This window comes from Massilia sp. TWR1-2-2 (genome assembly GCF_049897565.1).
Classification (GTDB): domain Bacteria; phylum Pseudomonadota; class Gammaproteobacteria; order Burkholderiales; family Burkholderiaceae_D; genus JAFCUW01.
In genome coordinates, this window is the sequence record NZ_JAFCWM010000022.1 from 1 (window position 1) to 20,858 (window position 20,858).

The following is a 20,858-nucleotide window of genomic DNA, read 5'->3' on the forward strand; positions in this document are numbered from 1 at the left end:
CAACCCGATCGCGATGGAAGAAGGCCTGCGCTTCGCCATCCGTGAAGGCGGTCGTACCGTCGGCGCCGGCGTCGTTGCCAAGATCCTCAGCGAAGGTAAATAATCTTAGGGGAAAGACCCTGTGGGTCCGTCTCCTCCGATCATTGCAGTACAAGAGGGGATCGGCCCTGGGCCGGTCCCCTTTGTAGATTTGGGATCGTGTGATTCCAGGTCGAGGAAGTTGGCGGCTTGCCCGGACGCGTGTCCGATGGTACAATCGTCGATTCCACTGAAGTTTTACGTAGGGACGTAGCTCAATTGGCAGAGCGTCGGTCTCCAAAACCGAAGGTTGGGGGTTCGATGCCCTCCGTCCCTGCCACCGTTCTGGTGCTGGGCACCGAAAGTAAAAAAGTATGTCTAATCAAACCGTGCAAACCGTAAGCACGTCGAACGACAAGTTTAAGGTGGCGCTGGCAGTAGTTGCCGCGATTGCAGGGGTCGTCGGGTTCTTCTACCTGAAAGGCCAAAATAAACCAGCTTTGATGTGCGCCGGCGCACTCGTGGCTGGTTTGGCTATTGCCGTCCTGCTTTTGTGGACTTCCGCCACGGGCCGTGAATTCCTCAGCTTTGCCAAGGAAGCTGTTCGCGAGACCAAGAAGGTTGTCTGGCCGACGCGCAAGGAAGCGACGCAGATTACCATGATCGTGTTCGCGTTCGTGCTGGTGATGGCGATGTTCCTGTGGGGTACGGACAAGATCCTGGAATTCCTGCTGTACGACTTAATCCTGGGTTGGAAACAATAATGAGCGAAATTGTACAAGACGATGCGGCCGGCGAAGAAGTCCCGGCACAAGACGCTGGTGCACCGCTGAGCGTTCCAGTTAGCAACAAGCGCTGGTATGTCGTGCACGCGTATTCGGGCATGGAAAAGAGCGTCATGCGCGCCCTGACCGAGCGCGTCGAACGCGCCGGCATGCAAGACCAGTTCGGCCAGATTCTGGTGCCGGTCGAAGAAGTCGTCGAAGTCAAGAACGGCGTCAAGTCGGTCTCCGAGCGTCGTTTCTTCCCTGGCTACGTGCTGGTCGAGATGGAAATGACCGACGAGACGTGGCACCTGGTGAAAAACACCAGCAAGGTCACCGGTTTCATCGGCGGCAAGTCGAACAAGCCGACGCCGATTCCGGCGCGCGAGATCGACAAGATCATGCAGCAGATGCAAGAGGGCGTCGAGAAGCCGCGTCCGAAAGTGCTGTACGAAGTGGGCGAGCAGGTGCGTATCAAGGATGGTCCGTTCACTGACTTCAACGGCAACGTCGAAGAAGTCAACTACGAGAAATCCAAGGTGCGTGTCTCGGTCACCATCTTCGGCCGCGCAACGCCAGTCGAACTCGAATTCGGCCAGGTCGAGAAAGTCTAAACATATTGGTGTCAATGCTGCGCACCGCAGGTGCGTTGCTTTGATACCGACATTTCAGATAAACATCCGCCTAACCGGGGCGGCGCCGAAGTCAGGCAAATCCCGGTAAGAGGAGCCTCGCCATTGTAATTCCGGCGGGGCGCTACTACTCAAATCAAGATAGGAGCCATCATGGCAAAGAAAATCATTGGTTTTATCAAGCTGCAAGTACCGGCTGGTAAAGCAAACCCATCTCCACCGATCGGCCCGGCACTGGGTCAGCGCGGCCTGAACATCATGGAATTCTGCAAGGCGTTCAACGCCCAGACCCAGGGTGTCGAGCCAGGTATGCCAATTCCAGTCGTGATCACCGCGTTTGCGGACAAGTCGTTCACGTTCGTGATGAAGACGCCGCCTGCGACCTACCTGATCAAGAAAGCCGCCGGCATCACCAAAGGTTCGCCAAAGCCACATACCGACAAAGTCGGTTCGCTGACCCGCGCCCAAGCTGAAGAAATCGCAAAAACAAAACAGCCAGATCTGACCGCTGCCGACATGGATGCCGCAGTGCGCATCATCGCCGGTTCCGCGCGTTCGATGGGCATCACGGTGGAAGGGATCTAATCATGGCAAAACTGTCCAAGCGCGTCAAAGCAATCAAGGCCAAGGTCGACCGTAACAAGTCGTATGGCTTCGACAATGCAGTAGCCCTGATCAAGGAATTCGCCACCGCCAAGTTCAACGAGTCGATCGACGTCTCGGTGCAGCTGGGTGTGGATCCGAAGAAATCGGACCAGGTTGTCCGCGGTTCCGTCGTGCTGCCAGCTGGCACCGGCAAGACCGTTCGCGTTGCAGTGTTCGCCACCGGCGACAAGGCTGAGCAGGCGAAAGCTGCCGGCGCCGACATCGTCGGCATGGAAGACCTGGCTGAGATGGTCAAAGCCGGCAACATGCCTTTCGATATCGTCATCGCGTCGCCAGACACGATGCGTATCGTCGGTACCCTCGGCCAGATCCTCGGACCACGCGGCCTGATGCCTAACCCGAAAGTCGGCACCGTTACCGCCGACGTCGCTACCGCGGTGAAAAACGCGAAAGCCGGCCAGGTTCAGTACCGTACCGACAAGGCAGGCATCATTCACGCCACCATCGGCCGCAAGTCGTTCGCCGATGCTGACCTGAAGAGCAACCTGGTCGCGCTGATCGATGCACTGAACAAGGCCAAGCCAGCCACGTCGAAGGGTGTGTACGTACGCAAAGTATCGCTGTCGTCGACCATGGGCGGCGGCGTGCGCGTCGACCAGACCAGTCTGGCAGCTTAAGAATCAAATCCGCGCGCTTCGGCGTGCGGTAAATCTTTGGGCTGGTCGGGGATTTTCCCCGGCCAGACAATCAAAGACCGTTGGGCCAAAGGCAGAAGGTGAGCCGGAGGTTAAAAGGACTTACCCAACGCAGATGGTGTACCCGAGCAAGTTTTGTAGTCCATGCTGCGTGAATTCATCCGCTCAGTTGTACTCTTTACTTCGGACGCCGTTGTTCGAACCGATGCGAGGCATTTGCCGAGCATCATTTAAGGAGGTTGACCGTGGGTCTCAATCTGAATGACAAAAAGGCCGTCGTCGCCGAAGTTTCCGCAAAAGTAGCATCTGCGCAAACGATCGTCGTGGCCGAATATCGTGGCATCCAGGTTGGTCACTTGACGCAACTTCGTGCTAAAGCGCGTGCTCAAGGCGTGTACCTGCGTGTGTTGAAAAATACGCTCGCTCGTCGCTCCGTCGAAGGCACGCCGTTTGCTACCCTGGCTGACGCCATGACCGGTCCGTTGATCTACTCGATCTCGGACGATGCAGTTGCAGCAGCGCGAGTCATCAATGACTTCGCTAAAACCAACGACAAACTGGTCATCAAAGCTGGTAACTACGCAGGCAAGTCGCTCGATAAAGCGGCCGTTGCAGCGTTGGCAAGCATTCCTAGCCGTGAAGTTCTCATCGCGCAGTTGTTGGGCGTGATGCTGGCTCCGGTGTCGGGCTTTGCACGTGGTCTGGCTGCCCTGGCAGCGAAAAAAGGCGAAGGCGCCGCTCCAGCAGAAGCTGTTGCAGAAGAAGCCCCAGCAGCAGCGTAATCGTTGCGCTTTTTTCAGTTAATACCAACTTGTGGGGCAGATCCAGGCGCAGCCTGGTCTGTCCTCAACACTATAAGTACACAAATTAGGAGTTTCAAATGGCAATCAGCAAAGACGACATCCTGGCAGCAGTTAGCGAAATGTCCGTAATGGACCTGAACGACCTGGTCAAGGCATTCGAAGAAAAGTTCGGCGTTTCGGCAGCAGCAATGTCGTCGGGCCCAGCGGCCGGCGGCGCAGCAGCAGCTGCTGTTGAAGAGCAGACCGAGTTCAACCTGGTCCTGTCGGACTTCGGCGCGAACAAAGTCGGCGTCATCAAGGCAGTTCGCGAAATCACCGGCCTGGGCTTGAAAGAAGCTAAAGACCTGGTCGACGGCGCACCGAAGACGGTTAAAGAAGCAATCTCGAAAGCGGACGCAGAAGCTGGCAAAGCCAAGCTGGAAGCCGCTGGCGCGAAAGCTGAAATCAAGTAATAGCAGTATCAGGCGGCAGTACCGCGCCAGAGTCAAAGCTTGCGGTTTCCCTCTGAAAGGAGGGGAATGCGGCTTTGGCTCTTTTGTCGTCCCCGTCGTATATGTAGTAAGGTAGTACCCTGTATCTGTTCGATCTTCTTTTCACCTGACATAAAGTTCGAGACTTGAGGCCTTTCCAGTGCGCCGGACCCTGGAAATTCCTGAATTCTCATCCTTTAGTCACTCACGGAGTGTCCATGCACTACTCATTTACTGAGAAGAAACGCATTCGCAAGTCATTCGCGAAGCGCGCCAACGTTCACAACGTTCCTTTCCTTCTGGCTACCCAGCTTGAATCCTACGAGAACTTCTTGCAAGCGGATACCATTCCGTCGACCCGCAAGAACGACGGCCTGCAGTCGGCTTTCACCTCGATTTTCCCGATCGTGTCGCACAATGGTTTTGCGCGCCTCGAGTTCCTGTCGTACGTCCTGGGCGACCCTGCCTTCGACGTCAAGGAATGCCAACAGCGTGGCCTGACGTTCGCGTCGCCGCTGCGCGCCAAGGTGCGCCTGGTGATCCTGGACAAGGAATCGCCGACCAAGCCTGTGGTCAAGGAAATGAAAGAGCAGGAAGTGTACATGGGCGAACTGCCGCTCATGACCACCACCGGCTCGTTCGTCATCAACGGTACCGAGCGCGTCATCGTGTCTCAGCTGCACCGCTCGCCTGGCGTGTTCTTTGAGCACGACCGCGGCAAGACCCACTCGTCGGGCAAGCTGCTGTTTTCCGCGCGTATCATTCCTTACCGCGGTTCGTGGCTCGACTTCGAGTTCGACCCGAAAGACATCCTGTTCTTCCGTGTCGACCGCCGCCGCAAGATGCCTGTCACGATCCTGCTCAAAGCGATCGGCATGTCGCACGAGCAGATCCTGGCGAACTTCTTCGTGTTCGACAATTTCAATCTGCGCTCGGAAGGCGCCGAGATGGAATTCGTCGCCGAGCGCCTGCGTGGCGAAGTGGCCCGTTTCGACATCGTCGACAAGTCCGGCAAGACCCTGGTGCTGAAGGACAAGCGCATCAACAGCAAGCACGTGCGCGACATCGAAGCGGCTGGCATCAAGCACATTTCCGTGCCTGAAGACTACCTGCTCGGCCGCGTGCTGGCAAAGAACATTGTCGATCCGGAAACCGGCGAAGTCGTGGCATCCGCCAACGACGAGCTGACCGAAGAGCTGATGGGCAAGCTGCGCGAAGCCGACATCACCGAAATCCAGACGCTCTACACGAACGACCTGGACCAGGGCGCCTATATTTCGCAGACCCTGCGCATCGACGACACCGCCGACCAGATGGCCGCGAAAGTGGCGATCTACCGCATGATGCGTCCTGGCGAGCCGCCGACCGAAGACTCGGTCGAGGCGCTGTTCAACGGCCTGTTCTACAGCCCTGAGCGTTACGACCTGTCGGCCGTCGGCCGCATGAAGTTCAACCGCCGCATCGGCCGCGACGAACTGACCGGCATGATGACCTTGTCGAACGACGACGTGCTGGCCGTGATCAAGATCCTGGTGGAACTGCGCAATGGCCGCGGCGAAGTCGACGATATCGATCACCTCGGTAACCGCCGCGTGCGTTGCGTGGGCGAACTGGCCGAAAACCAGTTCCGCGCCGGCCTCGTGCGCGTCGAGCGCGCCGTCAAGGAACGCCTCGGCCAGGCCGAAGCGGACAACCTGATGCCGCATGACCTGATCAACAGCAAGCCGATTTCGGCCGCGATCCGTGAATTCTTCGGTTCGTCCCAGCTGTCGCAGTTCATGGACCAGACCAACCCGCTGTCGGAAATTACCCACAAGCGCCGCGTATCGGCGCTTGGACCCGGCGGTCTGACGCGCGAACGTGCTGGCTTCGAGGTGCGCGACGTGCACCCGACCCACTACGGCCGCGTGTGCCCGATCGAAACCCCTGAGGGCCCGAACATCGGCCTGATCAACTCGCTGGCGCTGTTTGCCCGCCTGAACGAATACGGCTTCCTCGAGACGCCGTACCGCAAGGTCGAAAACAGCATGGTCACCGACAAGATCGACTACCTGTCCGCCATCGAAGAAGGCCGCTACATCATCGCTCAGGCGAACGCGACCATCTCGCCGGAAGGCGCGCTGTCGGACGAACTGGTCTCGGCCCGTGAAGCCGGCGAGACGATCCTGGTGTCGCCGGAGCGCATCCAGTACATGGACGTGGCCCCAGGCCAGATCGTGTCGGTTGCAGCGTCGCTGATCCCGTTCCTCGAGCACGATGACGCGAACCGCGCATTGATGGGTGCAAACATGCAGCGCCAGGCGGTTCCTTGCCTGCGCCCTGAAAAAGCATTCGTCGGTACCGGTATCGAGCGTACCGTCGCGGTCGACTCGGGCACCACCGTGCAAGCATTGCGCGGCGGCGTGGTTGACTACATCGATGCAGGCCGTGTGGTGATTCGCGTCAACGACGACGAAGCGACCGCGGGCGAAGTCGGCGTCGACATCTACAACCTGATCAAGTACACCCGTTCGAACCAGAACACCAACATCAACCAGCGTCCAATCGTGCAGGTTGGTGACCGCGTCGCCAAGCGTGACGTGATCGCCGACGGCGCCTCGACCGACCTGGGCGAATTGGCCCTGGGCCAGAACATGCTCGTGGCGTTCATGCCATGGAATGGTCTGAACTTCGAGGATTCGATCCTGATCTCGGAAAACGTCGTCAAGGACGACCGCTACACCTCGATTCACATCGAAGAGCTGTCGGTTGTTGCACGTGACACCAAGCTGGGCGCGGAAGAAATCACCCGCGACATCTCGAACCTGGCGGAGAACCAATTGGCTCGCCTGGACGAGTCGGGCATCGTCTACATCGGCGCTGAAGTGCAAGCCGGCGACACGCTGGTCGGCAAGGTCACGCCAAAAGGCGAGACCCAGCTGACGCCTGAAGAAAAGCTGCTGCGCGCGATTTTCGGCGAGAAGGCATCGGACGTCAAAGACACCTCGCTGCGCGTGCCATCGGGCATGATCGGCACCGTCATCGACGTCCAGGTCTTCACCCGTGAAGGCATCGTTCGCGACAAGCGCGCCCAGCAGATCATCGATGATGAGCTCAAGCGCTTCCGCCTCGACCTGAACGACCAGATGCGTATCGTCGAAGGCGACGCTTTCCAGCGTCTCGAAAAAATGCTGATCGGTAAAGTCGTCAACGGCGGCCCCAAGAAGCTGGCCAAAGGCGCCAAGATCGACAAGGCCTACCTTGACGACCTCGACAAGTACCACTGGTTCGACATCCGTCCGAGCGAAGACGACGCTGCCACCGCCCTCGAAGCGATCAAGGAATCGATCGCCGAGAAGCGCCACCAGTTCGACCTGGCCTTCGAAGAGAAGCGCAAGAAGCTGACGCAAGGCGACGAGCTGCAGCCAGGCGTACAGAAGATGGTCAAGGTCTACCTGGCCGTCAAGCGCCGCCTGCAGTCGGGCGACAAGATGGCCGGCCGTCACGGTAACAAGGGTGTCGTTTCCCGTATCGTGCCAGTCGAAGACATGCCATACATGGCGGACGGTACCCCGGCCGACGTGGTGCTGAACCCACTGGGCGTTCCTTCGCGAATGAACGTTGGTCAGATTCTTGAAACGCACTTGGGCTGGGCCGCGCGCGGTCTGGGCCTGCGCATCGGCGAAATGCTGAAGGCGCAAGCGAAGGTCCAGGAAATGCGCAAGTTCCTGAACACGATCTACAACGAGACCGGCAAGCAGGAAGACCTCGACAGCTTCAGCGACGACGAAATCATGTCGCTGGCGGACAACCTCAAGAGCGGCGTGCCGTTCGCGACGCCGGTATTTGACGGCGCGCACGAGTCCGAGATCCATCGCATGCTGGACCTGGCCTACCCGGACGAGATTGCCAAGAAGCTGGGCATGACGCCGTCGAAGAACCAGGTCACGATGTATGACGGCCGCACCGGCGAATCGTTCGAGCGCAAGGTTACCGTTGGCTACATGCACATGCTCAAGCTGCACCACCTGGTCGACGACAAGATGCACGCGCGTTCGACCGGTCCGTACTCGCTGGTGACGCAGCAGCCACTGGGCGGTAAAGCCCAGTTCGGCGGCCAGCGCTTCGGTGAGATGGAAGTGTGGGCACTGGAAGCGTACGGCGCATCGTACGTGCTGCAGGAAATGCTGACGGTCAAGTCGGACGATGTGAACGGCCGTACCAAGGTCTACGAGAACCTGGTCAAAGGCGACCATGTGATCGAAGCCGGTATGCCGGAATCGTTCAACGTGCTGGTCAAGGAAATCCGTTCGCTGGGTATCGACATCGACCTGGAACGGAACTAAGTCCAAGGGTCTGACCCCACGGGTCAGACCCAGATTTAACTGCCGCCGTAGTACGGGACCTCGGTCCCAAGTATTTAGAAATTCAATCACCTGGAGTGATACATGAAAGCACTGCTCGATCTATTCAAGCAAGTTCAAACGAATGAAACCTTCGACGCCATCAAGATTGGCCTGGCGTCGCCTGAAAAAATCCGTTCGTGGTCCTACGGCGAAGTCAAAAAGCCGGAAACCATCAACTACCGTACCTTCAAGCCTGAGCGCGACGGCCTGTTCTGCGCCAAGATTTTTGGTCCTATCAAGGACTACGAGTGCCTGTGCGGCAAGTACAAGCGCCTGAAACACCGCGGCGTGATCTGCGAAAAGTGCGGCGTCGAAGTCACGCTGGCCAAAGTGCGCCGCGAGCGCATGGGCCACATCGAGCTCGCTTCGCCAACCGCGCACATCTGGTTCCTGAAGTCGCTGCCGTCGCGTCTGGGCATGGTCCTCGACATGACCTTGCGGGACATCGAACGCGTCTTGTACTTCGAAGCATACGTGGTCACCGACCCGGGCATGACGCCGCTGAAGAAGTGCCAGATCATGTCGGAAGACGACTACGCCGCCAAGTACGAAGAGTACGGCGACGACTTCACCGCATTCATGGGCGCCGAAGGCATCCGTGAGCTGCTGCGTTCGATCGACATCCACCGCGATGCCGAGGCGCTGCGCGTCGAGCTGAAAGAGTCGAAGTCCGAAGCGAAGATCAAGAAATACGCCAAGCGCCTGAAAGTGCTCGAGGCATTCCAGCGTTCGGGCATCAAGCCGGACTGGATGATCATGGAAGTGCTGCCGGTGCTGCCGCCGGAACTGCGTCCACTGGTCCCGCTGGACGGCGGCCGCTTTGCGACCTCCGACCTGAACGACCTGTATCGCCGCGTCATCAACCGTAATAACCGCCTGAAGCGCCTGATGGAACTGCGCGCGCCGGAAATCATTACGCGTAACGAAAAGCGCATGCTGCAAGAAGCGGTCGACTCGCTGCTGGACAACGGCCGTCGCGGCAAAGCGATGACCGGCGCCAACAAGCGTCCGCTGAAGTCGCTCGCCGAAATGATCAAGGGCAAGGGCGGTCGTTTCCGTCAGAACTTGCTGGGCAAGCGTGTCGACTACTCGGGCCGTTCGGTCATCGTGGTCGGTCCTCAGCTCAAACTGCACCAGTGCGGCCTGCCGAAACTGATGGCCCTCGAACTGTTCAAGCCGTTCATCTTCAACAAGCTCGAACTGATGGGTCTGGCAACGACGATCAAGGCCGCCAAGAAGCTGGTCGAGATCCAGGAACCGGTCGTCTGGGACATCCTGGAAGACGTGATCCGCGAACACCCGATCATGCTCAACCGTGCGCCTACGCTGCACCGTCTGGGTATCCAGGCATTCGAGCCGGTCCTGATTGAAGGCAAGGCCATCCAGCTGCACCCACTCGTCTGCGCGGCGTTCAACGCCGACTTCGACGGTGACCAGATGGCTGTCCACGTCCCGCTGTCGATCGAAGCGCAGATGGAAGCGCGCACGCTGATGCTGGCGTCGAACAACATTCTGTTCCCGTCGAACGGCGAGCCGTCGATCGTTCCTTCGCAGGATATCGTGCTCGGTCTGTACTACGCGACCCGCGAAGCGATCAACGCCAAGAACGAAGGCATGTTGTTTACCGACGTGTCGGAAGTCATTCGCGCCTACGACAACAAGGAAGTGGAACTGACGACCCGTATCACGGTCCGTATCGTCGAGAACCCGAAAGATGCCGAGACCGGCGAATTCGTGCGCACCGTCACGCGCTACGAAACCACCGTCGGCCGCGCCATCCTGTCCGAAATCTTGCCGCATGGCCTGCCGTTCTCGGTACTGAACAAGGCCCTGAAGAAGAAAGAGATTTCGAAGCTGATCAACACGTCGTTCCGCAAGTGCGGCCTGCGTGCCACCGTCGTGTTCGCCGACAAGCTGATGCAGTCCGGTTTCCGTCTCGCGACGCGCGCCGGGATCTCGATCGCCGTCGACGACATGCTGGTACCGCCGCAGAAGGTCACCCTGATCGCGGCCGCGGAGCAGGAAGTCAAGCAGATCGAACAGCAGTATTCGTCCGGCCTGGTCACTTCCGGCGAGCGTTACAACAAGGTCGTCGACATCTGGGGCAAGACCTCGGACGAAGTCGGCAAGGCGATGATGGACCAGTTGAAAGTAGAAGATGTCATCAAGCGCGACGGCACCAAGTCGACGCAGGAATCGTTCAACGCCATTTACATGATGGCCGACTCCGGCGCGCGCGGTTCCGCGGCCCAGATTCGCCAGTTGGCCGGTATGCGAGGCCTGATGGCCAAGCCGGACGGTTCGATTATCGAGACGCCGATTACCGCGAACTTCCGCGAAGGCCTGAACGTGCTTCAGTACTTCATCTCGACCCACGGCGCTCGTAAAGGCCTGGCCGACACCGCGCTGAAAACCGCGAACTCGGGTTACCTGACGCGCCGCCTGGTCGACGTGACGCAGGATCTGGTTGTCATCGAGGACGATTGCAACACCACCAACGGCGCGCTGATGAAGGCGCTGGTCGAAGGCGGTGAAGTCATCGAGCCGCTGCGCGACCGTATCCTCGGCCGTGTCAACGTGCACGACATCGTCAATCCGGAAAGCCAGGAAACGCTGTACGAAGCAGGTTCCCTGCTCGACGAAGACATGGTCGAAGAAATCGAACGCCTGTCGATCGACGAAGTCAAGGTCCGTACGCCGCTCACTTGCGACACGCGCTTCGGCCTGTGCGCCATGTGCTACGGCCGTGACCTCGGCCGCGGCAGCATGGTCAACGCCGGCGAAGCTGTCGGTGTGGTCGCTGCGCAGTCGATCGGTGAGCCAGGTACCCAGCTGACGATGCGTACGTTCCACATCGGTGGTGCGGCATCGCGTGCTGCGGTGGCGTCGTCGGTGGAAGCGAAGTCGAACGGTACCATCCGTTTCACCGCGACCATGCGTTACGTCACCAACGGCAAGGGTTCGCAGATCGTCATTTCCCGTTCCGGCGAAGTGCTGATCACGGACGACCATGGCCGCGAGCGCGAGCGTCATAAAGTGCCGTACGGCGCGACCCTGAACGTCAAGGATGGCAACGTCATCAAGGCCGGTACGGCCCTGGCGACGTGGGATCCGCTGACCCGTCCGATCATCACCGAGTACGCAGGAACTGTGCGCTTCGAGAACGTGGAAGAGGGCGTCACCGTTGCTCGCCAGGTCGATGAAGTGACCGGCCTGTCGACCCTGGTGGCGATCGATGCGAAGCGTCGTGGTTCGCTGACCAAGACCTTGCGTCCACAGGTCAAGCTGCTCAACGAGAACAACGAAGAAGTCAAGATTGCCGGCACCGAACACAGTGTGGCGATCGGCTTCCAGGTTGGCGCGCTGATCATGGTCAAGGACGGCCAGTCGGTATCGGTCGGTGAAGTGCTGGCACGTATCCCGACCGAATCGCAGAAGACGCGCGACATTACCGGTGGTCTGCCACGGGTTGCCGAGCTGTTCGAAGCGCGTTCGCCGAAAGACGCCGGCATGCTGGCGGAAGTCACGGGTACGGTTGCGTTCGGTAAAGAAACCAAAGGCAAGCAGCGTCTGGAAATCACGGACATGGACGGCAACAAGCACGAGTTCCTGATCACCAAGGACAAGCAAGTGCTGGTACACGACGGCCAGGTAGTGAACAAGGGCGAGATGATCGTGGACGGCCCGGCCGATCCACAGGACATCCTGCGTCTGCTGGGTATCGAAGCGCTGGCCCGTTACATCGTCGACGAAGTGCAGGACGTCTACCGTCTGCAGGGCGTGAAGATCAACGACAAGCACATCGAAGTGATCGTGCGTCAGATGCTGCGCCGCGTGCAGATCGTCGAAGCTGGCGATGCGAACTACATCGTCGGTGAACAGGTCGAGCGTTCGGAACTGCTGGACGAAAACGACCGCGTCACTGCCGCCGGCAAGATCCCAGCAACGTACGAAAACGTACTGCTGGGTATTACCAAGGCATCGCTGTCGACCGATTCGTTCATCTCGGCTGCATCGTTCCAGGAAACCACCCGCGTCCTTACCGAAGCGGCGATCATGGGCAAGCGCGACGGTCTGCGCGGCCTGAAGGAAAACGTCATCGTCGGCCGCCTGATTCCTGGCGGTACGGGTCTCGCGTTCCATCGCGCCAAGAAGGAGAAAGAAGCGTGGGAAGTCGAAGAGCGTGCAGCGTTGCTGCAGCAGGAGAAGGCCAACATGGCTTCCGAGCTGCAAGCGATGGAAGACAGCACCGCAGCAGCAACCCATCAGGGCGACGACGCGTAATTAGCTAGTCACCCAAACGAAAACGGCACCGAGGAGAGCTCCCGGTGCCGTTTTTTTTGGTTGAATCGTTTGCCATGGCTACCTTTCCGAATGACCATAAGGAAGTCATTCTGCACAGGGAGCAGCCCACCCCTCTGTTTCGACAGTTCATCGCTAGGCTCGATCAACACGGATGCGGCGCTGCTATTGTTAAAACTCCAAATAAGAGGATAAATCCAATGCGCATCCGTTCTGTTTCGATATTCCTGTCCGTCCCGATTTCTATTCTTTGCGGCAGTGCACTTGCGGCAGCTACCGCCGCCGGCACGCCTGCCATCATTCCTGACGCCGGCCCACACGCCGTCGGCCTGCGTATCGTGCAGCAATATGACTACAGCCGTGTCATGGAAGCGCAGGTCGATGCATTCGGCAAAACTGTCAACGCCGAATCGGCGCGGCCAATCCAGATCATGATCTGGTATCCGGCCAAGCGCACCAATGCAGCGCCGATGCAGATCGCTGATTATCGCCAGGCCGCGCTGAGCGATGTCGACTTCGCTTTGCCAAGCGCCGAGGCAGCGAAGCAGCGGGCGGCCTGGATGGCGGGTCCGCAGAAAGTGCAGTATGGCGCGTCCACCTTGGCAGTGCGGGGCGCCGCTTCCGCTGACGGCAGCTTTCCGGTAGTGATCTACGCGCCTAGCTTCGCCTCCAACGCTTTCGAAAACCTCGATCTGTGCGAATACCTGGCCAGCCAGGGCTACGTGGTCATGGCAAGTCGCAGCCTGGGCGCACGCGCTCCCATGATGACCGACGATATCGAAGGCGTCGAGGCGCAGGCGGCCGATATCGCGTTCCTCGCCAATTATGCGCAAACGCTGCCGCAGGCCGACATCACGAAAGTCGCGGCGGCTGGCTTCAGCTGGGGCGGCATGGCCAATGTGTTTGCGGCCGCGCGCTCGAGCCGCATCAAAGCGTTGGTAAGTCTTGACGGCTCCATCCGCTTCCATCCGAAGATCTGGAGCGCGGCGACCTATGTGCGGCCGGCGCGCACGGCGGTGCCGATGCTGTTCCTGGGTGCCCGCACAGCGACGGCCGAGGCGATGGAGCGCAGCGAGAAATTCGGCGCCAGCTACCTCAACGCGATGAAATATTCGGATGTGTATGTCACGACCATGCCCCCGATGACGCATTCCGACTTCAGTTCATGGCACCTGCGCTTTGCCGGCGACAATGCGTTCGGCGACTACCAGCGCGCCGATGTGCTGCACGCATACCGCAGCGGTGCACTTTACGTGCACAAGTTCCTGGACGCTTATCTGAAAAGCGATGCCAAGGCGCTGGCATTCATGAAGAAATCGCCAGCGGGCCATGGCATCGGACCGCAGGTAATGTCGATGGAAACAGTTCCTGCGAAGTTTGTCCCGGTTGGCGAGGCAGACTTTTTGCGCGCGTACGCCAAGGCCGGCTTTAAGGACGCGCAAAACATTTATACCGACATGGCCGCGTCATCGCCGGACTTTAAGGTCAGCCCCATCAACCTGAATACCTGGGGCTATCAACAGCTGGGTATAAAAAACGCGCGCGCTGCGGTGGAGATGTTCAGGCTGGCGACACACATCGAACCGAATTACGGCAATGCCTACGATAGCGAGGGCGAAGCATATGAGGCGCTGGGTGAGACAGCGTTGGCAATCGCGGCTTACGAAAAGGCAGTCGCGGTGGACAAACGGCAGACGAACGCCATTGCGCGGCTGAAGGATCTGCGCTCAGGCGGCGTGAAATAAGCGGATAAACCGCACCAGGGAGAGACTTCAGGCGCCGCGGGTTGACGATAGGGCCGGCTCGAAGCAGATGGGTTGCCGCAGTGCGGCCGAGGTCGACTTCTGTATCGACCTCCAGCATTGCAGGGTGCCGGCCAGGCGACCAAGGAAGTAGCCGCTAAAAATGCCGAGCGAGGCGCATACAACAGTCGAAAAGAGCGGATCGTGGCTGGCTAACGGCTTGATCACGAGCGTCACGGCGGTGGCGTACTTGGTGAAGAAGATCGCCATCATCATCGCCAACGGCGCCCAGCTGCCGTGGACACGCACGAGGCCAGGCGAGGCACCAGCGCTGATGCCTGCGCTGCTGAACTTCCAGACCAGCAGCGTCATCAGCACCGCACCGCCTGCCCAGGCCGACAGCGGCATGAACTCGGCGCCGAACTTTGCCACGACGTCCTGCAGCGACAGGGCGAGCATGATGACGGGGATGATGAACAGCTTCCGGATCGTCACCTCGCGCCCGCGCATTGCCACGACGCCCCGATAAACCAGCAAGGCAAGAATCGCCCATACGTAGAAAGGGGTGTGGGTCACAATTTGAATCAGCATCGCATGGTCCGCAAAGTTGGTTAAGTTGCTGCCACTTTGCCCGAGAGCGGACTGATGCTGGGGCCCATGCGACGAATGAATGTATGCGGACGTGAAATGCTGCCAGGCAGCGCCAAATGCAGTGCGGCCAGTGCCTTTGCTACGTCGCTTTGTGCGCGCTTTTGGGGGGTGTGCGTACTGAACGGCGCACAAAGGCGTAATATCTGTGTTCTATATTAGACCGGAGATACAAATGGCTTTTGAAAATTTCTTGTCGAAGCTGAAGAGCAAAGCCAGCGAGCTGAAGACGGAAGCGCTGAAGTACAAGAACAAGGACTTCCTGAACGCGGCTATGGCGGGTTCGGCGCTGGTGGCGATGGCGGACGGCAGCGTCAGCGCGGAAGAAAAGCAGAAAATGGTTAAGTTCATCGAAAGCAACGACGCCATGTCCGTGTTCACGACCAGCGACGTCATCAAGGCGTTCCAGGATTTTGTCGGCCAGATCGAGTTCGACAAGGACATCGGCGAAGCCAAGGCTTACGCCGCGCTGCACAAGATGAAATCCAACGAAGGCGCCGCGCGCCTGCTGGTGCGGATGGTCATCGCGATTGCTTCGTCGGACGGAAACTTTGACGTGAGCGAACAGGCAGTCGCTAAACGGATCATCAAGGAGTTGGGTTTGACTCCTGCGGAGTTTGAACTGACGTAAGCGTCAGCTCGCTGGTCATCCAGAATGAAAGGCACCGGGGCGCAAAGTCAGGTGCCTTTCACCATGTCCAAACCCGAATCGACCAGATCAAAGTTCCACTACCGACACTCCTGCCGCCAGCATGTCGCGTAGATGCTGCCAGCGGCGCTCAAGAGATGAGATCGACACTACGGCAATTCCCTGATCGCCCCGAGATTACTTGCGGTGGAATTCCCTTTGAAGGGGAGCGTCGCGAACGTGAGTGCAGGAAATTCCGGCTCTATTCAGATGTAGAGCGAGCGCTGGAGGAAGTTGGCTATCGATGAGCAGGTTCAAGTCGGCGCCAAGTCAGTTCGGTCGACTTGAGCTGCCGCGTAATTTAACGCCGCGAAGATATCTTCGGCTTACGTCCACATATACACGATCCTATAGTAAACGTTGACGGCCAGCCGACGATCGTCGCACAGTGATCCTCGAGGGCGGACGCCCTTTGCCATATGCCGATATACTCGCCGTTTCCAATAGGCAAAAGGCAGTCCGTTTCATGAAATTCGAACACTCAGTAATCGTCGCGGCGATGTTGCTCGCGATAGCACCGGCGCAAGCCGCCGAAACCGAACAGCACTTGTTGCGTTGCGCCGTCCTCGGTGATTCAAGCGCCCGGCTCGGTTGTTTTGATGCCTTGTCCAAGCAGGTAGAGAAGGCATCTACCGCCAAACCAGCTACCCCTGCAGCTCCCGCCGAGTCCGCCGCGATCGCGACCATCGCCGCGCCAGCCGCACCGGCCGCACCAGCCGAAGCCGTCGTCGCCGCAGCGCCCGAGAAGAAGGTGATGAAGCCGGACACCCCGATCTCGCGCATGTCGCAGGAGTGGGAACTGAACACCGCCGCCAAGCGCGGCCGCTACGCGGTGCACCAGCTGCTGGACAACTACCTGCTCGTTGCCAACCAGAGCAACGCCACCAACGACCGCCCGTTCCGCACATTCCTGCCGGAAGGCTACAAGTCGAAGCACGTCGAGCTGACGTACCAGCTCAGCTTCAAGGCAAAGCTGATCGAGAGCATCGCCGATACGCCGATCGACATCTGGGCCGGCTACACGCAGAAAAGTTTCTGGCAGGCGTACGCACGCCGCGAGTCGAGCCCGTTCCGCGAAACGAATTACCAGCCGGAAGTGATGGCGGTGATGCCGATCAATAAGAACATCGGCAACGCGAGCGTGCGCTTCGCCTCCGTCGGCTTCGTGCACCAGTCGAACGGCCAATCGTCGTCGCTGTCGCGCAGCTGGAACCGGTTCTACGCCCAGCTTGGCATGGAAAGCGGCGACCTCGGCGTTACCGCGCGCGTCTGGAAGCGGCTCGACAATGCCAAGTCGAACAACGACAACGCGGACATCACCGATTTCATGGGCCACGGCGACGTGCGCATCACCTACCGCGACAAAGGGTATGAGTATTCAGCGATGTTGCGCCGCAATTTCGACACCAGGCACGGCGCGGTACAGGCCAGCGTCGCGTTTCCGCTGGTGGTCAACCTGAAGGGTTATGTCCAGGTCTTCACCGGCTACGGCCAGAGCCTGATCGACTACAACTACGCGCAAAAATCGATCGGCGTTGGCGTGCTGATGGACTTCTAAGAACACACACGGTCTTTTTACGAGAACGGCGTTAGAGTTTCTGGCGCCGTTTTTCATTTAAACAGCTGCGCGTATCAAGCCTGCGGCTCGATGCGGCTTGTAGGTAGGCGGCCAATCTTGCGCCGGTTGTGCCGGTGATGCCGGCGCCCGCCAGCACTGCCGATCTTGCTTGGCACCTGGTCGGACCGGCGTCTCCGGCGCGGCGGAAATTGCCCAGCAATCGCTGTGCAACACCGCCCTTGCCATCCTCGCCATCAGCAGCCTGGTGCGGCTGTGGCCCAGGTCGGAATCCCTGCGTTCGCGAGCATGGCGTGCGTGAAAGTGGTCGTGTTGCGCCTTCTGTTCAAGCCCGCCGTGCCGTCAACCTATCGGCAGTACGTATTGACAGCGTGGCAAGCGCTCAGCAAACTGACATCGCGGTACGATCTGGGTACACAACTTTGAGAGGACGACAATGAAACTACCTGTGTGTGCAGTCGCACTGGCGCTGGCCTGCGCGGTGGGAGCGGCGGCGGCAGCCGACATTCGCGTACCGATGAAACTCCTGACCGACGCCGGCGAGGATGCCGCCGCCGGCACCGTCACCATCAGCGAAAGCCGCTACGGCCTGGTGTTCACGCCATCGCTCACTGGCTTGCCGCCTGGCCTGCACGGTTTCCACGTGCACGAAAACGCCAGTTGCGCGACCGGCGTCAAGGAAGGCAAGCCGGTCGCAGGCCTTGCCGCAGGCGGCCACTACGATCCCGCCGGCAGCAAAAAGCATGGCCTGCCGTGGGGCGACGGCCACCTCGGCGACTTGCCGGCACTGGCCGTGGACGCGGCCGGCAACGCGAGCAACCCGGTGCTCGCGCCGCGCCTGAAACTGGCCGACCTCAAGGGCCGCTCGCTGATGGTCCATGTGGGCGGCGACAACCATGCCGATCATCCGGCCGCACTGGGCGGAGGTGGCGCGCGGCTCGTCTGCGGCCCTATCCCTTGAAGCAAGAACGGCACCGGGGAAACCCACGGTGCCGCCTGGCTCTCTGCGTTGAGCAGCCGCTGCTATACGGCGCGCTTTGACTTGGCGTTCCGGCGCAGCGTCAATCCTAGCCCGGCGAAACCGATCGCCAGCAATCCGAGCGAGCCGGGCTCAGGCACCTGTGCGCTGACGCTGTTGTCAGCGTAAGTGCGGAACGTCAGATCGAAACTGGCGTACCCTGTCGTAGTTCCGGCGAAGACGGCGTTACCGCTGGCGTAGTCTGGAGACCCGAACGATGCGACGATCGAATGCGTCGATTGCATGATCAAGAAATACTGTGCACCGCTGGTGATCGCCACCGGATTCCAGAAAACGTCGACCCATTCTGAATTTTTATTGACGCCAGACACTGTGCCCGAGGCAAGCAGATTAGATGAGGTCGGGGCGTAGCCACTGTAGAGCGAAATAGTCACGCTGCCGGCGCTGCCATCGCCATATCCAGGATCGACGAAGAATCCCGCGCCTGAGATATTCGAGGCATTCTGCCGAAACGACTGGCCACAGGCGCCGTTATCGTTGGTGAAACAAAACCCGCCCCAACGCACCGGATTGCTCTGATCGACGATGGGCGCCGCCGACACTGGCGCGTGAAGGGCGACGACGGCGAGCAACGTTGCCGCCAATTTCAGAAATGATTTCATTGGTATTCCCCAGGTTGGTTATTGTTAGCTACTCCTGTTACATGAGCACGATCCGTGCCTGCTGGAAATTACCGTTGCGAATCATGGTCTTAAAGTTTTATGGAAACGAAAGTTGCCATAATGTGTAAGTAATTTCGACGAGGAAATAGCGAGGTATGTGGGAAAATGAGTGTGGCGCCGCGCTGTCTGGCGACGCCACGGTATTGCTGGTATTACTGCGCGCCGGCGCGGATCTTGCCGAAAGCGTCGCCCGCCTTCCAGGCCGGCATCTTCGGCGCGTTGGCAACGGCGCGGCCAAGGTTCAGCGTGAACTGCGCCTGCTGCACCATGCCCGACAGGTCCCAGCTGGCGTCGTATTCATCCGACACTTGGTGATAGCGCTGGTTGTAGGCCTTCGCTTTGACCTTGCCCGCTTCGGCGTCCTTGGTGTAATCGCTGCCGCCGCCGACCGAAAATGCAGGGATGCCCGACTTGGCGAAGCTGAAATGGTCGCTGCGGAAGTAGCCGCCGGCCAGGTCCGGCGTCGCCGGCGCCACCTTCATGCCCATCGCCTTGGCCACCGCTTCGGCCATCGCACCGAGCTCGGTGCGCTCGCTGCCCTTGGTGCCGATGTCGTTGGTCGCGCCGACAAAGTTCAGGCTGTCGAGGTTCAGGTTGGCCGCAGTTTTCGCTGCCGGCCACAAAGGACTGGCGGCATAAGCGGCGCTGCCGAGCAGGCCCTGTTCTTCCGCCGCCACCCACAGGAACATCTGGCTGCGCCTGGCCGGCGCCTTGACCGCTTCCTGCGCCATCGCCAACAGGCCCGCCGAACCGGACGCGTTGTCGACCGCGCCGTTGTAGATTGTGTCGCCCGTGCTGCCCTGCTTGCCCAGGTGGTCCCAGTGCGCGCTGTAGATGACGACTTCGTCCTTCAGCTTCGGATCGGTGCCTGGCACCAGGCCGGCGACGTTGAACTGGTCGATCATGCGGATTTCGGCGCGCGTTTCGCCCTTGACTCTGGCGCCCAGGGCGACCGGATTGAAGTCCTTGCTTTCAGCCGCCGCGCGCAGCTTGTCGAGGTCCTGGCCGGAGGCGGCGAACACGCCGCGCGCGGTCGCTTCGGTCATCCAGCCTTCCATGCTGGCGCCGCCCTTGCCGCCAGCGAGCTGGAAGCGCTCGGCCATCCAGCTGTTCTGCACCACGCTCCAGCCGTACGAGGCCGATGCGTCGGTATGGATCAACAGCACGCCTGCCGCGCCGCGCCGCGCCGCTTCTTCGAACTTGTAGGTCCAGCGGCCGTAGTAGGTCAGGCCCTTGCCGCCGAAGCGATCCGGCTCGGCGGCCGTCGGCATCGGGTCGTTCACCATCATCACCAGGATCTTGCCCTTGGCGTCGAGGCCCTTGTAGTCGTCCCAGCCTTGCTCCGGCGCGGTGATGCCATAGCCGACGAACACCAGCTCGGCGTCCATCGCGTGCGCCGCCTGTGCGTCGCCCGGCGCCCACACCCAGTCTTTGCCGAACGCCAGCGACTGCGCCTTGCCGCCCGCTTCCAGCACGACCTTGCTGTCCTGCGGCGCCGACTTGACGCCGGCGATTTTCACGCTCTGGCGGAAGCTGGCGCCATTGGCAGGCTTCAGGCCGGCGGCCATCGCCTGCGCCTCCAGGTAGGCGACGGCGAGGTCGCCGCCGCGCTGGCCGGTGCCGCGCCCTTCGAGCATGTCGGAAGACAGGAACGACAGGTGGGCGCGCAGCGGCGCTTCGCGGACGGTCGGCGTGGCGGCGGCAGACGCCTTGGCGGCGTGGCTTGGTGCGGCCAGCACCAGGCTGGTGGCCAGTGCGCTTGCAATGGCGGAGGAAAGCTTCATTTGCATGGGTTCCGAATTCGATCAGGTTGAAGTGGGAAGTCTGT

Annotated in this window: 15 protein-coding genes, 1 tRNA gene and 1 pseudogene; 14 read left to right on the forward strand and 3 right to left on the reverse strand. The window is 59.9% G+C overall.

Annotation, left to right across the window (positions count from 1 at the left end; translation table 11 throughout):
* From ACP7DD_RS19265 to ACP7DD_RS19315, 11 genes and pseudogenes are all read left to right on the forward strand, one after another.
* Positions 1 to 103 (forward strand): annotated as a pseudogene (locus tag ACP7DD_RS19265) (elongation factor Tu); the annotation flags it as partial.
* Positions 104 to 282: 179 nt separating this feature from the next.
* Positions 283 to 358: transfer RNA gene (locus ACP7DD_RS19270), tRNA-Trp, on the forward strand.
* Positions 359 to 392: 34 nt separating this feature from the next.
* The gene (secE, locus tag ACP7DD_RS19275; protein WP_426176418.1) at positions 393 to 782 is read left to right on the forward strand and encodes a preprotein translocase subunit SecE; all 390 of its coding nucleotides are present in this window, start codon (positions 393 to 395) and stop codon (positions 780 to 782) included.
* The gene (nusG, locus tag ACP7DD_RS19280) at positions 782 to 1,396 is read left to right on the forward strand and encodes a transcription termination/antitermination protein NusG (protein WP_099793761.1); all 615 of its coding nucleotides are present in this window, start codon (positions 782 to 784) and stop codon (positions 1,394 to 1,396) included. Before secE ends, nusG begins: the two co-directional genes overlap by 1 nt.
* 171 nt (positions 1,397 to 1,567) lie before the next feature.
* Positions 1,568 to 1,999: a 50S ribosomal protein L11 gene (gene rplK / locus ACP7DD_RS19285; RefSeq protein WP_099793763.1), complete on the forward strand. Its 432-nt coding sequence runs from the start codon at positions 1,568 to 1,570 to the stop codon at positions 1,997 to 1,999.
* Between the two features lie 2 nt (positions 2,000 to 2,001).
* On the forward strand, positions 2,002 to 2,697 hold the full coding sequence (rplA, locus tag ACP7DD_RS19290; protein WP_426176419.1) for a 50S ribosomal protein L1: 696 nt from the start codon (positions 2,002 to 2,004) through the stop codon (positions 2,695 to 2,697).
* Positions 2,698 to 2,960: 263 nt separating this feature from the next.
* Positions 2,961 to 3,497, forward strand: coding sequence for a 50S ribosomal protein L10 (gene rplJ, locus ACP7DD_RS19295; protein WP_426176420.1), 537 nt, complete (start codon positions 2,961 to 2,963; stop codon positions 3,495 to 3,497).
* Between the two features lie 98 nt (positions 3,498 to 3,595).
* Entirely contained in the window at positions 3,596 to 3,970 is a 375-nt protein-coding gene (gene rplL / locus ACP7DD_RS19300) for a 50S ribosomal protein L7/L12 (protein ID WP_426176421.1), read from the forward strand.
* 236 nt (positions 3,971 to 4,206) lie between these two features.
* A complete protein-coding gene (rpoB, locus tag ACP7DD_RS19305; protein ID WP_426176422.1) occupies positions 4,207 to 8,313 on the forward strand; it encodes a DNA-directed RNA polymerase subunit beta in 4,107 nt (1,368 codons plus the stop codon).
* Between the two features lie 102 nt (positions 8,314 to 8,415).
* On the forward strand, positions 8,416 to 12,657 hold the full coding sequence (gene rpoC, locus ACP7DD_RS19310) for a DNA-directed RNA polymerase subunit beta' (RefSeq protein ID WP_426176423.1): 4,242 nt from the start codon (positions 8,416 to 8,418) through the stop codon (positions 12,655 to 12,657).
* Between the two features lie 44 nt (positions 12,658 to 12,701).
* On the forward strand, positions 12,702 to 14,420 hold the full coding sequence (locus tag ACP7DD_RS19315; protein ID WP_426176424.1) for a dienelactone hydrolase family protein: 1,719 nt from the start codon (positions 12,702 to 12,704) through the stop codon (positions 14,418 to 14,420).
* A 27-nt stretch (positions 14,421 to 14,447) separates the two neighbouring features.
* On the opposite strand, the gene ACP7DD_RS19320 is transcribed toward ACP7DD_RS19315, so the two are convergent.
* Positions 14,448 to 15,008: a DUF6622 family protein gene (locus ACP7DD_RS19320; protein WP_426176425.1), complete on the reverse strand. Its 561-nt coding sequence runs from the start codon at positions 15,006 to 15,008 to the stop codon at positions 14,448 to 14,450.
* A 250-nt stretch (positions 15,009 to 15,258) separates the two neighbouring features.
* Here ACP7DD_RS19320 and ACP7DD_RS19325 point away from each other — a divergent pair, with 250 nt between their 5' ends.
* The 3 genes from ACP7DD_RS19325 to sodC all read left to right on the forward strand — a co-directional run bounded on the left by ACP7DD_RS19325 (position 15,259) and on the right by sodC (position 18,290).
* On the forward strand, positions 15,259 to 15,696 hold the full coding sequence (locus tag ACP7DD_RS19325; protein ID WP_426176426.1) for a tellurite resistance TerB family protein: 438 nt from the start codon (positions 15,259 to 15,261) through the stop codon (positions 15,694 to 15,696).
* Between the two features lie 523 nt (positions 15,697 to 16,219).
* Positions 16,220 to 17,311, forward strand: coding sequence for a phospholipase A (locus ACP7DD_RS19330; protein WP_426176427.1), 1,092 nt, complete (start codon positions 16,220 to 16,222; stop codon positions 17,309 to 17,311).
* A gap of 454 nt (positions 17,312 to 17,765) precedes the next feature.
* Positions 17,766 to 18,290, forward strand: a complete 525-nt coding sequence (gene sodC / locus ACP7DD_RS19335) for a superoxide dismutase [Cu-Zn] SodC (RefSeq protein WP_426176428.1) — start codon at positions 17,766 to 17,768, stop codon at positions 18,288 to 18,290.
* 62 nt (positions 18,291 to 18,352) lie between these two features.
* Here the strand turns inward: sodC and ACP7DD_RS19340 are convergent, their stop codons facing one another.
* Positions 18,353 to 18,970 carry a PEP-CTERM sorting domain-containing protein gene (locus ACP7DD_RS19340; RefSeq protein ID WP_426176429.1) on the reverse strand — a complete coding sequence of 206 codons (618 nt, stop codon included), beginning with the start codon at positions 18,968 to 18,970 and terminating at the stop codon, positions 18,353 to 18,355.
* A gap of 212 nt (positions 18,971 to 19,182) precedes the next feature.
* Entirely contained in the window at positions 19,183 to 20,820 is a 1,638-nt protein-coding gene (locus ACP7DD_RS19345; RefSeq protein ID WP_426176430.1) for a M28 family peptidase, read from the reverse strand.
* Positions 20,821 to 20,858: the final 38 nt, after the last annotated feature.

Coding starts and splice junctions, on each gene's coding strand:
- secE (WP_426176418.1), top strand. CDS start 393: ATGTCTAATCAAACCGTGCAAACCGTAAGCACGTCGAACGACAAGTTT.
- nusG (WP_099793761.1), top strand. CDS start 782: ATGAGCGAAATTGTACAAGACGATGCGGCCGGCGAAGAAGTCCCGGCA.
- rplK (WP_099793763.1), top strand. CDS start 1,568: ATGGCAAAGAAAATCATTGGTTTTATCAAGCTGCAAGTACCGGCTGGT.
- rplA (WP_426176419.1), top strand. CDS start 2,002: ATGGCAAAACTGTCCAAGCGCGTCAAAGCAATCAAGGCCAAGGTCGAC.
- rplL (WP_426176421.1), top strand. CDS start 3,596: ATGGCAATCAGCAAAGACGACATCCTGGCAGCAGTTAGCGAAATGTCC.
- rpoB (WP_426176422.1), top strand. CDS start 4,207: ATGCACTACTCATTTACTGAGAAGAAACGCATTCGCAAGTCATTCGCG.
- rpoC (WP_426176423.1), top strand. CDS start 8,416: ATGAAAGCACTGCTCGATCTATTCAAGCAAGTTCAAACGAATGAAACC.
- ACP7DD_RS19320 (WP_426176425.1), bottom strand. CDS start 15,008: ATGCTGATTCAAATTGTGACCCACACCCCTTTCTACGTATGGGCGATT.
- ACP7DD_RS19330 (WP_426176427.1), top strand. CDS start 16,220: ATGAAATTCGAACACTCAGTAATCGTCGCGGCGATGTTGCTCGCGATA.
- sodC (WP_426176428.1), top strand. CDS start 17,766: ATGAAACTACCTGTGTGTGCAGTCGCACTGGCGCTGGCCTGCGCGGTG.
- ACP7DD_RS19340 (WP_426176429.1), bottom strand. CDS start 18,970: ATGAAATCATTTCTGAAATTGGCGGCAACGTTGCTCGCCGTCGTCGCC.
- ACP7DD_RS19345 (WP_426176430.1), bottom strand. CDS start 20,820: ATGCAAATGAAGCTTTCCTCCGCCATTGCAAGCGCACTGGCCACCAGC.